This is a genomic window from Micromonospora inyonensis (assembly GCF_900091415.1).
Lineage (GTDB): Bacteria > Actinomycetota > Actinomycetes > Mycobacteriales > Micromonosporaceae > Micromonospora > Micromonospora inyonensis.
This window is the reverse complement of the sequence record NZ_FMHU01000002.1, coordinates 3,195,765-3,208,499: the sequence shown is the minus strand read 5'-3', so window position 1 is coordinate 3,208,499 and position 12,735 is coordinate 3,195,765. Positions and strand designations below refer to the sequence as shown.

Below are 12,735 nucleotides of genomic sequence, written 5' to 3'. Positions count from 1 at the left end.
GCGAGCCGTACCCGCGGGCGGTGTCATGACCAGCCTCACCCCGACGGCGGGGGCCGACCGGTCCCTGTCCCGCCTGCCCTCCCTGACCGGACTGCGGTGGATCGCGGCGATGCTGGTCTTCGGCTTCCACGTCGGGACGATGCGGATCATCGTCGAGCCGGAGTTCAAGGTCGTGGTGGACCAACTGTTCACCCTGGGCCTGTCCGGGGTGCAGTTCTTCTTCGTCCTCAGCGGGTTCGTGCTGGTCTGGTCCGCCCGTCCGCAGGACACGAAGTGGGCGTTCTGGCGGCGCCGGGTGGCCAAGATCTACCCGAACCACGTGCTGATGTGGGCGGTGGCGCTGCTGGTCGGGCTCTGGTTCGCCGACCCGGTCAACCCCTCGGCGGCGGTGCAGAACCTGCTGCTCGTGCAGGCCTGGAACCCCACCCCGGGCTACTTCTACAGCGTCAACACGGTGAGCTGGTCGCTCTCCTGCGAGCTGTTCTTCTACTTCTGCCTGCCCTTCGTCCTGCCGGCGCTGCGCCGGGCGTCGTCGTGGATGCTCTGGACCGTCGTGGTCGCGGTACCGCTGGTGATCCTCGCTCTCTGGCCGGGCCAGCTCCTGGTGCCCGAGGAGAGCCGCTGGTGGTTCACCCAGATCTTCCCGCTGGTGCGGTCCACCGAGTTCTGGATGGGCGTCGCCGCGGCCGAGCTGATGCGGCGCGGCCACTGGCGCGGTCCCGCCCTGCCGCTGGCCAGCCTGGTCTTCGTGGTCACCTGGGCGGTGGCCGGTGAGTGGATCCGCGCGGAACTCTGGGCGGCGCTGCTGTCGGCCGCGTACATCCTGGTGATCACCGCGGCGGCCCGGGCCGACGTGCGGGGCCTGCCCTCGCCGTGGCGATCCCGGCCGCTGGTCTGGCTCGGCGAGGTGTCCTTCGCCTTCTACCTGGTGCACGTCTTCGTGATGGTCACCATCCTCCGGCTCACCGGTGACTACGGCGTGGGCTTCACCGGCTGGACGGGGCCGCTGGTGGCGGTCGGCTTCCTGCTGCTGAACCTGCTGCTGGCCTGGCTGCTCTACCGGTGGGTGGAGACCCCGATGATGCGCCTGCTCGCTCCCAGCCGGAAGCGTCCCGCCCCGGCCGGGGATCCGTCCGCGACCGGGGACCGGGCGGCCGTGACGCCCCGGCAGCGGGCCGCCGACGGCGTCGACCGGTGCGGACACGCCGTGGCCCCGGCCGGTGACCAGGCCGCGGATTCCGGCACGGCTGGCATCGATGCGGGTACCCGACGTTCGGGGTAACATGCTCTGCGTGTCTTCCGTCGTGCTCGACTGCCATCGGTGGCGGTCGGTGCGCCGGGCGTTCCGGGTGTTCACCAGCCTCGCCGTGGCGGTCGCCCTCGCGCTGAGCGGCGGCGCCCTCGCCGGGGGCCTCCCCGCTGGCGGTGTGCCAGTCCTCGCCGAGAGAAGCCTCTCCGTGGGACGGCTGCCCGCCCTGGTCGGGTCGTACCCCGCCCACGGGGTCACGACTGACGGGGTCGAGCCGGACGCCCGCGACGAGGCGGGCACGCCCTCCGGCACCGGCCCGGCCGTCGGCGCACCGGTCGTGGTGGCCGCGTCCCGGGCGGTCGGCCGGCCCCCGGTCCGGCCGCTGGTCGGCACCGACGCCGGTGCGGCCGGCTCCCGGGCACCACCGCCCCGCTGATCTGTCCGCTCCGGGTGTCCCGTCCCCGGGGCCCGAGCTGATCCGACGAACCTCACCCCGCACCCGCCGACGGCCCACCGGTGGCTGCGACGATGGTCGCGCCCGCACCCGAGGCGTCCGTGCGGCCCCCACCCGCTCCGTGTTCCGTGAGGTGCCGACGATGGACATCGTTCTCTACGAGTTCCTGGTGGACGTGCCCCGGGCGGCCGCCATCTGGTCCGCCCTGCTCGTGCTCGCCCTGACCGTGCTCACCGTCCTGGTGGCACGCCCCGAGCGGGAACGGGAGGGGGTGCTGCCCCCACCCGCCCCGGCCCCGGCCGCTGGCGACCCCGTCGTTCGCGACCCGGCCGACCTGCGCCGGTACGCCGAAGAGGTGGCCGTTGCCGCGGCCGGGGCCGCGCACACCGCCCGCCGCCGTCGGACGGAGTGGCTGACCGCGCAGGAACGGGTCGACCAGGCCTGGCGGGCGTACGACGAGGCGGAGACGGCTGCCCGTCGCTTCGCCGGGGCCACCGCCCTGCCGGCACCCCGGACGCCCCGCACCCCGGCCGAGTACGTCGCCCGCGAGCGGTTCCTGCACCGGTCCGCGATGGCCGCGTACTGGCGGGGGGACCTGTCGGTGCGGGCGCTCAGCGACGTGTTCGCCCGCCGCAACGGGTGGGACCCCCGTCTGCACCCGGTCGTGCAGGAGGCGGTCCTGTCCCGGGTGCTGCGCGACCTACGGCGGGTGGAGTACCGGACGGCGGCCGAGCGGGAGCGGGCGGCCTGGCAGCGAGCCGAGGTGGCCGCCAGGGCGGCGCGGTCCCTGGCGGAGGAGGCGTCCCTCGCCGCGGAGCGCCTCCGGGCGGGCACCTCGACGGTCGTCGCCGCGTCCCGACGGGTGCCCGGCGCGGTCCGTCCCGCTGCCCGGTGGCGGCCGGCGCGGGTGGGCTGACGCCCTGACCGGTCCCGTCCCCCGGGCCGCTGCGGGGTCCCTGTGGCACTTCGGGGTCACCGCAGTCGGCGGCGTGACCGGATCGTGACGTGACCCGGGCCACGTCCTGCCGTGCGGCACCTTCGACCCCGGTCGTCCCGTTCTGCGCCCGGTGCGGCGGCCCGGTTGTGCCGACCCGTGGCGGTAACCGCCTCGACGATGACGGGTAGACGGCTCGTCCCATTCAGCGTCGTCAGCCCGGAAACGCGCTCGAATTCCGGGTATGAGGGGTCGTTCGGCCTGTTCACGAGGGTTGGCAGCGGATCAAGGTATCAGTAGTGTCGGCCCGTCTGGTGCGGTCGTAGGTCGCAAAGGGCGACACCGTGCCGGCCCGCTTAATCGTGCTCGACGAGCCGGGGACCCACGTACGTCCGGGGTGAATCCGCGGGGCCGACCCGCGGTAGGGCGATCTTCCCGCCCGAATCCGTCAGCTAACCCGGTAGGCGGTATCGGAAGGAGTAGTCCGTGCTGTACACCCCCGTTTCCCGGTTCCTCCACGGTGCCCAGGTGCCGCCGGCCGGCCGTCCGCGTCGCCGGCACTGACTCCGGCGTCCGTCCTCAGGCGCTGTCCGAGCGGGCACCCTCCGCGACCCGTCGATCCCGCGTGCGGTCCGTCCGCGCGCCGATGAGGTGCGCCGCTCTCCACCCCTGCCTTCCGTGGAGGAATCCGTGAAGTACCCGGTCCCGCGACCGTTCACCCTGTTCCGAACCCGCCGGTCCTACCAGGTGACCGCCTCGGCGGCGGTGCTGGTGGTGGCGTCCACCGCCGGCGTCCTGCTCGTCGACACCGACACACCGGTACGCCGGGACGACACCGTGGCCACGGCGGCCGAGCCGGACCGGTCGACCGCCGCCTCCCGGCACCGCGACCGCGCCAGTGCGTCCCCGGCCAACCCGTCCGCCGTCGCCACCACCCCACCGGCCGCCGCGGCGACTCCGGCCACCCGCTCCGCCTCGCCCGCCGCCACCCGCTCGCCGGACCCGGACCTGACGACCAGCCCCACCCCGCCGAAGCCGCCCGCGTCGAAGGTGCTCGACATCCAGTACCAGGAGCAGACCACCTTCTACTACTGCGGTCCGGCCGCCACCCGGATCGCGCTCACCGCCCGGGACGTCGTTCGCAGCCAGGACGACCTCGCCCGGCGGCTGCACACCACCGAGGCCGGCACCAACTCCGCCGAGGACACCACCCGGGTCCTCAACGACCTCGTCGGCCGGGACGTCTACCGGACCCGGACGATCCCTGGTGGCGCGGCCACCCCGGCCCAGATGGACCGGCTCCAGGCCGACGTGGTGCGGGCCGTCGGCAGCGGGTACGCCGTCGTGGTGAACATCGCCGGTTCCGCCACCGACGTGGCGGGGGGATGGCATTCCTACCCCGGCGGGCACTACCTGACGGTGGTCGGTTACCGGGACAACGGTCGTACTGTCAAGATCGCGGACCCGGCGAACGCCGCCGCCGGCTCGTACTGGATGACCAGCATCAGCCTGGCGCACTGGGCCGCCACCCGCGGCTACTCCGCCTGAGCCCTTGCGCGGGGAACAGCCGCCGCTGTGGTAGGAGGGGACCCCTGCTCCTCAAAATGCGGTAACAGGGGGCCCCTCCTACCACCTGAAGGCGTGAGGTGCGCCCGGGCGGCGGACAGGAACCCCTCGGCGTACGACTCGACCGGGAAGTCGCCCAGGTAGTGGGTGCGCATCGCCCAGCGGGCCTCGGCCAGCGGGTCGGTGCCGAGCAGCCGCTCCAGGACGTCGTCGACGTCGGCCAGGTCCCGGCGCAGCACGTAGCCGGAGCGGGCCAGCGGGAAGCGCTCGGTGAACGCGTCGCCGTCGGCGCCCATGTCGGTCACCGCGTACGGCTTGCCCGAGTAGAGGTAGTCGGAGATGACCCCGGAGACGTCGGAGATCAGCGCGTCGGAGCGGTTCACGCAGTCGACCAGACTCATCGCCCGACTGGCTTCGGTGCCCCAGACGTGCTGCCGGCCGGTGCGGGAGCGGTCCGCCGCGAGCACCTCCTCCACCCGGGCGAGCTGCCGGGCCGACTTTGGGTTCTGCGCGGTGTACGGGTGGGCCCGCAGGATCACCGTCGCGCCCCGGGCCAGCAGCCGCCCGACCAGCGCCTCGGCCACCGACAGCGAGCAGTAGTCGGCGTCCGCGTGGTGCCCGGTCCAGGTGGGCGTGTAGAGCACGGTCGGCTGGGCCGGCATCGGCACCGGCGGCTGGCGTACCCCGATCGCCTCCACCTGGGGACGGCCGACGACGACGAACTTCTCCGCCGGGATCTGCACCCCGGCGCGGGCGTACCGCTCGATCGCCGCCTGCCCGGCCACGAAGTTCCGGTCGAAGATCGCCGAGACCGGGTTGGCGCTCGGGGCCTTGTCGCTGTCGCCGTGGTGGATCTGGATGTGGGTGAGCTGGGTGAAGCGGATGCAGTGGGCGTTCTTCGCGCCGTGGTTGACGTAGAACGCCACCCGCAGGCTGGGCACCAGCGCCTCGTCGATCGCCTTCAGCGTCGGGCAGTACACCACCGGCGCGCGGGTCGCCGCCGCGATCGGGGCCAGGAACTCCGGCTCGCGCAGCAGCACCAGGAACGGCCGGCCGATCCGCTCCAGGTACGGCAGCCACATGGTGACCTGGTACTCCGAGCCGGGCGGGGCGGAGAAGTAGAGCAGGAACTCCGGCTGGTGCCGGGCCAGTGCGCGGGCCACCGGGCTGGCCGCCGTCGACGGGCGGAACCGCCGCCGGGCCAGACGCAGCCCGACCACCCCGGCGAGGCCGCCGACGAGCAGGCTGACCAGCAGGGCGTACCAGGTGGGCAGGGCGAGCAGCGCGCCGAAGGCGACCGCGCCGAGCAGCACCGGGATCGCCGTGCCGACGTGGGCGGTGGTCAGCCCGTGGCGTACCGGCAGGTTGGCGGTGCGGATCTCCAGGCCACCGGCCTCCCGCAGCGGCCCGTCGAGCAGCACCAGCGCCAGCACCACCAGCGCGGTGGCCACCAGGGCGGGGTCGAAGCCGGCGTCGAGGCGGCGGGCGTACCCGATCAGGATGCCGGCGGCGACCAGGACCGACTCGCCCGCGACGTCCGCGCCCGGACGGACCCGCCGCTCCCACACCCCGGCGGCGAGCGCGGCGACCGCGAGCAGCAGTCCGGGCAGGGTCGCCCCGGTGAGCGCGATCAGGAGGAAGGCCAGGACCGCCAGGCCCACGGTGAGACACCGGGCGAGCAGTTTCCGGACCAGGGTGCCACGCATCTCGCTGACTCTCCTGCCTGTGGCGTGGGAAGTGGGGGCGCGGGTTCAGCGACCCGACGGCGCGGCGGCGGGAGCCGGCCCGGCTTGGGCCGGCACCACCGGTTCGTCGGCCGAGCGGCGGACGTCGATCACCTGGCCGGTGAGGTCGGACAGGAGCACGTCCAGCGAGGCCCGGGCCACCGTCGCCGCGGCGAGCAGGGTGCCTTCCGGCTCCGCGCCGAACGCGCGGGTGCGCATCGGGGTGGCGGTGCGCTCCGGGTTGACGCAGTTCACCCGGACGCCGAACTCGGCCCACTCGTCGGCGAGGGCCTGGGTGAGGTTGACCAGCGCCGCCTTGGTCGCCGAGTAGAGCGCGTACCGGGCCCGGCCCCGGGTGTACGAGCTGGAGGTGTAGAGCAGCAACTGCCCCCGGGTCTGGCGCAGGTACGGCAGCGCGTGCCGGGCGACGGTCACCGGCCCGACGAAGTTCACCCGGAGGAGCCGGTCGATGGTCGCCTCGTCCATCTCGGCCAGGGCGCCCTTCTCCAGGATCCCGGCGGTCACCACCACGTGGTCGATCCGGCCGGTGGCCTCGAACGCGGTGCGCAGCGCGGCCTGCACGTCGGTGTCCCGTTCGACATGGGTGCCGGTGGCGGAGCGGCTGACCGGGAAGACCTGCGCGCCGTAGCGGCGGGCCAGCTCGGCCAGCTCGTGGCCGATGCCGTAGCTGCCGCCGAAGATCACCATCGTCCGGCCGGTCAGCTCCTCGGTGTACCGCTGCTCGTCCACCGGACGGGGGGCCCGCGCCGCGGCGAGCTGGAAGAGCTTGTCCACCAGGTGCACGTCGACCGGGTGGGTGACCTTGATGTTCTCGTCCGCGCCGTCGATCACCTTGATCGGCACCTCGGGGAGGTAGCGCAGCACCACGCCGCAGTCGTCGGTGGCGGCGAAGTGCGGGTCGTCGGCGGCCCGCCGGTACGCCTCGCGGATGGTGCCGGAGCGGAACGCCTGCGGGGTCTGCCCGCGCCGCAGCCGGGCGCGCACCGGGATGCCGGTGATGCAGTCGTCGTCGCCGACCTCGACGATGGTGTCCGCCGAGGGGATCGCGACGTCCACCGCCTGGTACGTCCAGAGCGCGTTCACGCACTCCCGGACGATCCGCCCGCTGAGCAGGGGGCGGACCGCGTCGTGGAAGAGGATGTTGCAGTCGTCCGGGCCGATCGCGTCCAGCGCCAGGCGGGTGGTGTCGCTGCGCGTCCCGCCGCCGGGGAGGACCTGGCGGACCTTGCGGAAGCCGGCCGCCTCGACGATGCCCCGGGCGTCGTCGACGTAGCCGGGGGCCATCAGCACGAGGATGTCGTCGATCTCGGGGGCCGCCTCGAAGACCGCGATGGTGTGTTCGATGATCGGCTTACCGGCGATCTTGACCAGCTGCTTCGGGATGCCCAGCCCGACCCGGGAACCCGTTCCGCCGGCCAGTACCACCGCCACCGTCCGCGAGGGGCGCCACGGAGCCGGGGCGGCCTCCGTACCGGTGCCGGCTCCGTCGGGGTGGTCCTGCGTCATCGTGATCCTCACTGATCCACGTGCCGTCGTCCGTGCCCGACTCCTCGGGCGGGCACGCGGTACGACCTTAGCTCCGCCGTCGCACGCGCCTGCCCCCCGGTGTTCACCGGGGGGCAGGCCGTCGCACGCTACTTCTTCATGAACTCGTTGTACGCCGCGATGACCTGGTCGGTCGGCCCGTCCATCCGGATCAGGCCGGACTCCAGCCAGATCGACCGCTCGCAGGTGTCGCGGATGGTGCCGATGGCGTGGCTGACCAGGAAGACCGTGCCCGCCTCGGCGCGCAGCTCCCGGACCCGCTGCTCACTGCGCCGGCGGAACCGGGCGTCACCGGTGGCCAGAGCCTCGTCGATGAGCAGCACGTCGTGCTTCTTCGCGGCGGCGATGGAGAACCGCAGCCGGGCCGCCATGCCGGAGGAGTAGGTCCGCATCGGCAGGGAGCCGAAGTCGCCGCGCTCGTTGATCCCGGAGAACTCGATGATCTGCGGGGTCAGTCGACGGACCTGTGCCGGGGTCATGCCCATGGCCAGGCAGCCGAGCGCCACGTTCTTCTCGCCGGAGAGGTCGTTGAGCAGGGCGGCGTTGACGCCGAGCAGCGAGGGCTGCCCCTGGGTGTAGATCGCGCCCTTGTTCGTCGGCATCAGGCCGGCGATGGCCCGCAGCAGCGTCGACTTGCCGGAGCCGTTGCTGCCGATCAGTCCGATCGCCTCACCCCGGTAGGCGGTGAAGCTGACCCCCTTGACCGCGTGCACCTCGCGGACGTTCGGCGCGTTGGTGCGGGTGACGATCCGCTTGAGCGCGGCCACCGGCGAGCCGCTGCCGGGGGTGCCGGCGCCGTAGACCCGGTAGACCAGGTGCACGTCGTCCGCGATGACGGTGGGGACGCGCTGGTCGGCGACCGTGGTGACGCCGGGGGAGACCTGGTTGGACTCAGCCACGACCGTATTCCTTCTCGCCGCGCCAGAAGTAGACGTATCCGCCGACGAAGGCGACCAGCGCCCACGCGGTGCCGACCAGCCAGAGCTGGGCCGCCGAGGATGTCAGCGGGACGTCCTCCATCAGGGCGTGCCGGACCAGCTCGATGTAGATCAGCAGCGGGTTCAGCTCGACCAGCAGCTGCGCCCAGCCGGGCAGGTGCTTGGCGAAGTTCTGCACGCTGTAGAGCACGCCGGAGGCGTACATCCAGGTCCGCATCACGAACGGCATGAGCTGCTTGAGGTCGGTCATCTTCGAGCCGAGCCGGGCCATGCCCAGCGCCGTGCCGACGTTGAACACCGACTGGAGCAGCAGCGCCGGCAGCACCAGCAGCCACTCCAGGGTCAACGGCTCCCCGGTGACCAGCACGATCGCGACGAGCACGAGCATGGCGGTGAGCAGGTTCTGGAACTGGGTCAGCGTCACCGCGATCGGCAGGCTGGCCCGGGGGAAGTGCAGCGCCCGGATCAGGCCGAGGTTGCCGCTGATCGACTGGGTGCCGTTGAGCACCACCGACTGGGTGAAGTTGAAGACGAACAGACCCACGCAGAGGTAGGCGATGAAGTTGTCGACCCCGGCCCTGGTGTTGAGGATAACCCCGAAGATGAGGAAGTAGATCGCCGCGTTGGTCAGCGGGGTCAGAACCTGCCAGACCCGCCCGAGCCGGGCGGTGGCGAAGGTGGCGATCAGCTTCGCGTTCGCGTACGCCGCGATGAAGTGCCGGTAGGACCACAACTGCCGGGTGTACCCGGCCAGGGTGGGCCGTTCGCCGGCGACCGTCAGACCGTACCGGGCGGCCAGTTGCGCCCGGGTCAGTCCTGAGTCGGCGTCAGCCACCGCCGTGTTGGCCATGGGTAGGCGCTCCGATCTTCCAGGGTTTACGGGATGCGCGAGGCGAGCCTCCGGCACGTCGCCGGCCCGAACCGTCCGCGGCGGGCACGTCGAGCCTCATCGCTGCGTGGACCGTAGTGGAAAACACGTCGGGACGCAACCGTACCGTCCCTGCGCTACATTGTTCCACGTGACGACCGAGAAGAGGCGGGTTCCGGCGGGAGCGGCGGTGCTCCGTGGCGAGATCACCACGGCCATCCGGCGGGCCGTCATGCAGGAGCTGGCCGCTGTCGGCTACGGCCGGCTGTCCATCGAGGCGGTCGCCCGGCGGGCGGGGGTGGGCAAGACCGCGATCTACCGGCGCTGGAGTTCCAAGTTGGAGCTGGTGCTGGAGGTCGTCTCCGCCGTGGCCGGCAAGCGCCTGCCGCTACCGGACACCGGCACCCTCCAGGGCGACCTGGAGATGCTTTACATGATCATGGCAGGGGCGCTGCGGCACCCGCTCGCCTCCCAGATCATCCCCGACCTGCTCGCCGAGGCGGCGCGCAACCCGCAGATCGCCCAGACCCTCGAGGAGGCGCTGCGGCTCAACCAGCGCACCATCGGCAGCCTGGTGATCGGGCGCGCCGTGGAGCGCGGCGAGCTGCCCCCCGGTGCGGATCCGGACTCCGTGGTCGACTTCATCGTCGGTCCGCTCTACTGGCGGCTGGCCATCGCCCGGCTCCCGCTGGACCCGGCCGACCTGCCCCGGATGGCCGCGACGGTCGCCGCAGCGCTCCGAGTAGCATGCCAACCATCAATCCGGGACGAGCCGGGCGTCCAGCTGAGCGCACAACCGTGACGATCCCCAGCTCGTCCGCTTCATCAGCCCATTCCGCACCACCGGGTTCCGGAGACACCGGAACCGGCTAGCATCGCGGCCGGACGAGCTCCACACGACAGGAGGAATGCCCATGGATGGGCAGAACGCCGAATTCATCCCGCCGGCGCGGCCGGTGATCGGCGAAGCCGAGATCGACGCCGCCGTCCGGGTGCTGCGCAGCGGCCGGGTGGTACAGGGGCCCGAGGTCGCCGCCTTCGAGGAGGAATTCGCCGAGCTCGTCGCCGGCCGGCACTGCGTGGCCGTCAACTCCGGCACCTCCGCGCTCCAGCTCACGCTGATGGCGCTCGGTTTCGGGCCGGGTGACGAGATCATCGTCCCCTCCTTCTCCTTCGCCGCCAGCGCCAACTCGATCCGGCTGGTCGGCGCGGAGCCGGTTTTCGTCGACATCGAACCGGGCTCGTTCTGCCTGGACCCGGCCGCCGTGGAGGCCGCCGTCGGGCCCCGGACCAAGGCGATCATGCCGGTGCACCTCTACGGCCACCCGGCCGCGATGGACAAGATCATGGCCATCGCCGAGCGGCACGGCCTAGCCGTCGTGGAGGACGCCGCGCAGGCACACGGCGCGGCCCTGAACGGCACCCCGGTGGGCGCGTTCGGCACCGCCGGCTGCTTCAGCTTCTACCCGACCAAGAACATGCACTCCCTCGAGGGCGGCATGATCACCACCGCCGACCCGGTGCTCGCCCGTACCCTGCGGCTCCTGCGCAACCAGGGCATGGAGCAGCGGTACGCCAACGAGATCGTCGGCGCGAACATGCGGATGACGGACGTCGCCGCGGCGATCGGCCGGGTGCAGCTCACCCAGCTCGGCGAGTGGACCGAGCAGCGCCGGTCGAACGCCAAGTTCCTCGACTCCCGGATCACCGGCATGGTCACCCCGCCGGTGGCCGACGCCGCCCGGCACGTTTACCACCAGTACACCGTCCGGGTACGCGGTGACCGGGACGCCGCCCAGCAGCGCCTCACCGAGCTGGGCATCGGCAACGCGGTCTACTACCCGACCCCGATCCACCGTCTCAAGCCGTACCTCACCGCCGACGGCCAGCCGGGCCCGTGGGACCTGCCGGAGACCGAGCGGGCCGCCGCCGAGGTGATCTCCCTGCCGATCCACCCGTCGCTGACCCAGGCCGACCTGGAGCGGATCGCCGACGCCGCGAACGCCGCCGGGGGTGCGGCATGAGTTGCCCTGTGTCAAGCCGCCACTTGATGATCTTGTTTGAGCAGGTGTTGGAGGGCTCGGTGGCGGTCCGGGTCGTAGGGGGTGTTGGTGGTCCAGCACTTCCAGATGATGTCCAGCCAGGCGCGGGCCAGGATACGGACCGCGTGGGGATGGTCGTGGCCGCGGGCTCGGGCTCGTTGGTAGAGGTCGGCGGCCCAGGGGTTGGCGTGGCGGCTGTCACCGGCAAAGTCGCAGACGGCGTCGCGCAGTTGTTTGTCCACGGCCCAGCGGAAGGTCACGATGCGGACTTTGCCGGATTCGCGGGTCGAGGGTGCGACGCCGGCGAGGCAGGCCAGGGACGCCGGGGTGGGGAACCGGCCGCGGGCGTCGCCGATCTCGGCGAGCAGCCGGGCGGCGCGGACGGTGCCGGAGCGGGGCAGGCTGGTGAAGATGTCCCGGTCGGGGTGCAGGTCGAGGGCTTCGGTGATCTGCTGGTTCAGGGCGTCGATCTGGGCCACGATGGCGGCCAGGGTGGCGAGGTAGGCGCGGGTGATGCCGGCCAGGGTCTGTCCGTAGTTTCCGGTGGCGCCGCGAGGCGCGGCGTCGATGCGGGCGTGCAGCACGGCTGGGTCGGTGCGGCCGCAGTAGCTCGCGCTCTTCAGCCAGGCGGCCAGGCGCTTGGGCGACAGCCAGTCCAGGGCATCCTGGGTGGTGAACCGGGTCAGGAACTGCCGGCTGATCGACGAGTCGATCTCGTTGAACAGCTCGACAGTGGCCGGCAGCGTCGTGGCCAGGTGGGCGCGCAGCTGGTTGGCGACCGCGATGCGGTGGGCGACCAGGTCTTTGCGAGCGCGGCACAGCTTGCGCAGCCCGGTGGTTGTCTCGCTGTCCAGCACGAGCGGGGTCAGCCGGCGCCGGTCGGTGCGGACGGTGTCGGCCAGGACGTAGGCGTCAAACCGGTCGTCCTTGTTCCCGGCCGAGCCGTACCGTCGGCGCAGTGCCTTGACCTGCGAGGGTGGGATCACGTACACGGTCGTGTCGGCGGCCAGCAACGCATCTACGATCGGCCCGTCCGGGCGTTCGATGCCGACCGCGTCCACCCGATGCCGGTCAAGCAGGTCGATCAGCCGTCTCAGGCCGGTCCTGGTGTATTTCAGCGCCAGCCGCTCCAGCGGCTCACCGTCGGCGTCGACCACGCAGACCGCGTAGTCGTCCTTGGCCCAGTCCACCCCGGCCGAGTTGCCTCGCGCCGGCACGGCGGTGTCGGTCACACTCATAGTTGCCTCTCCGCTGCGCTACCAGTGGGGAAGCACCTGGCGGTTCCGGGACACCACTGCCGGTCGCTCATTGAGCGGCGCTCGATGGCGCATAGCCCTGTTGCCAGTCGGGGTGTCCCGGGCCGCCGGGCCTCGCAGAACTCATGCTGGACCTCG

At 72.2% G+C, this 12,735-nt stretch carries 11 protein-coding genes and 1 riboswitch; of the genes, 6 read left to right on the top strand and 5 right to left on the bottom strand.

What is annotated here, in order from left to right:
• Positions 1–25 precede the first annotated feature (25 nt).
• From GA0074694_RS28505 to GA0074694_RS28490, 4 genes are all read left to right on the top strand, one after another.
• Positions 26–1,282, top strand: coding sequence for an acyltransferase family protein (locus tag GA0074694_RS28505; RefSeq protein ID WP_091462999.1), 1,257 nt, complete (start codon positions 26–28; stop codon positions 1,280–1,282).
• Between the two features lie 10 nt (positions 1,283–1,292).
• A complete protein-coding gene (locus GA0074694_RS28500; protein ID WP_141714299.1) occupies positions 1,293–1,685 on the top strand; it encodes a hypothetical protein in 393 nt (130 codons plus the stop codon).
• A 160-nt stretch (positions 1,686–1,845) separates the two neighbouring features.
• Positions 1,846–2,619: a hypothetical protein gene (locus GA0074694_RS28495; RefSeq protein WP_091464231.1), complete on the top strand. Its 774-nt coding sequence runs from the start codon at positions 1,846–1,848 to the stop codon at positions 2,617–2,619.
• A gap of 361 nt (positions 2,620–2,980) precedes the next feature.
• Positions 2,981–3,119, top strand: a riboswitch (cyclic di-AMP (ydaO/yuaA leader).
• 196 nt (positions 3,120–3,315) lie between these two features.
• Positions 3,316–4,185: a C39 family peptidase gene (locus GA0074694_RS28490; protein WP_425413647.1), complete on the top strand. Its 870-nt coding sequence runs from the start codon at positions 3,316–3,318 to the stop codon at positions 4,183–4,185.
• On the opposite strand, the gene GA0074694_RS28485 is transcribed toward GA0074694_RS28490, so the two are convergent.
• The 4 genes from GA0074694_RS28485 to GA0074694_RS28470 all read right to left on the bottom strand — a co-directional run bounded on the left by GA0074694_RS28485 (position 4,173) and on the right by GA0074694_RS28470 (position 9,281).
• On the bottom strand, positions 4,173–5,909 hold the full coding sequence (locus GA0074694_RS28485) for a CDP-glycerol glycerophosphotransferase family protein (RefSeq protein WP_141714298.1): 1,737 nt from the start codon (positions 5,907–5,909) through the stop codon (positions 4,173–4,175). The genes GA0074694_RS28490 and GA0074694_RS28485 overlap by 13 nt on opposite strands.
• 45 nt (positions 5,910–5,954) lie before the next feature.
• Positions 5,955–7,454 (bottom strand): bifunctional cytidylyltransferase/SDR family oxidoreductase, encoded by a 1,500-nt coding sequence (locus GA0074694_RS28480; protein WP_091462997.1) that lies wholly within the window; start codon positions 7,452–7,454, stop codon positions 5,955–5,957.
• Positions 7,455–7,582: 128 nt separating this feature from the next.
• Positions 7,583–8,392 carry an ABC transporter ATP-binding protein gene (locus GA0074694_RS28475; protein WP_091462996.1) on the bottom strand — a complete coding sequence of 270 codons (810 nt, stop codon included), beginning with the start codon at positions 8,390–8,392 and terminating at the stop codon, positions 7,583–7,585.
• A complete protein-coding gene (locus tag GA0074694_RS28470) occupies positions 8,385–9,281 on the bottom strand; it encodes an ABC transporter permease (protein ID WP_091462995.1) in 897 nt (298 codons plus the stop codon). The genes GA0074694_RS28475 and GA0074694_RS28470 overlap by 8 nt, the downstream gene beginning before the upstream one ends.
• Before the next feature lie 208 nt (positions 9,282–9,489).
• Between GA0074694_RS28470 and GA0074694_RS28465 the strand changes: the two genes are divergently transcribed.
• Both GA0074694_RS28465 and GA0074694_RS28460 read left to right on the top strand, forming a co-directional pair.
• Positions 9,490–10,101, top strand: coding sequence for a TetR/AcrR family transcriptional regulator (locus GA0074694_RS28465; RefSeq protein WP_176738206.1), 612 nt, complete (start codon positions 9,490–9,492; stop codon positions 10,099–10,101).
• A 112-nt stretch (positions 10,102–10,213) separates the two neighbouring features.
• Positions 10,214–11,323 carry a DegT/DnrJ/EryC1/StrS family aminotransferase gene (locus GA0074694_RS28460; RefSeq protein WP_091462994.1) on the top strand — a complete coding sequence of 370 codons (1,110 nt, stop codon included), beginning with the start codon at positions 10,214–10,216 and terminating at the stop codon, positions 11,321–11,323.
• A gap of 11 nt (positions 11,324–11,334) precedes the next feature.
• Here the strand turns inward: GA0074694_RS28460 and GA0074694_RS28455 are convergent, their stop codons facing one another.
• The gene (locus GA0074694_RS28455; protein WP_091461346.1) at positions 11,335–12,579 is read right to left on the bottom strand and encodes an IS110 family RNA-guided transposase; all 1,245 of its coding nucleotides are present in this window, start codon (positions 12,577–12,579) and stop codon (positions 11,335–11,337) included.
• Positions 12,580–12,735 lie beyond the last annotated feature (156 nt).

Coding starts and splice junctions, on each gene's coding strand:
- GA0074694_RS28505 (WP_091462999.1), top strand. CDS start 26: ATGACCAGCCTCACCCCGACGGCGGGGGCCGACCGGTCCCTGTCCCGC.
- GA0074694_RS28495 (WP_091464231.1), top strand. CDS start 1,846: ATGGACATCGTTCTCTACGAGTTCCTGGTGGACGTGCCCCGGGCGGCC.
- GA0074694_RS28485 (WP_141714298.1), bottom strand. CDS start 5,909: ATGCGTGGCACCCTGGTCCGGAAACTGCTCGCCCGGTGTCTCACCGTG.
- GA0074694_RS28480 (WP_091462997.1), bottom strand. CDS start 7,454: ATGACGCAGGACCACCCCGACGGAGCCGGCACCGGTACGGAGGCCGCC.
- GA0074694_RS28470 (WP_091462995.1), bottom strand. CDS start 9,281: ATGGCCAACACGGCGGTGGCTGACGCCGACTCAGGACTGACCCGGGCG.
- GA0074694_RS28460 (WP_091462994.1), top strand. CDS start 10,214: ATGGATGGGCAGAACGCCGAATTCATCCCGCCGGCGCGGCCGGTGATC.
- GA0074694_RS28455 (WP_091461346.1), bottom strand. CDS start 12,579: ATGAGTGTGACCGACACCGCCGTGCCGGCGCGAGGCAACTCGGCCGGG.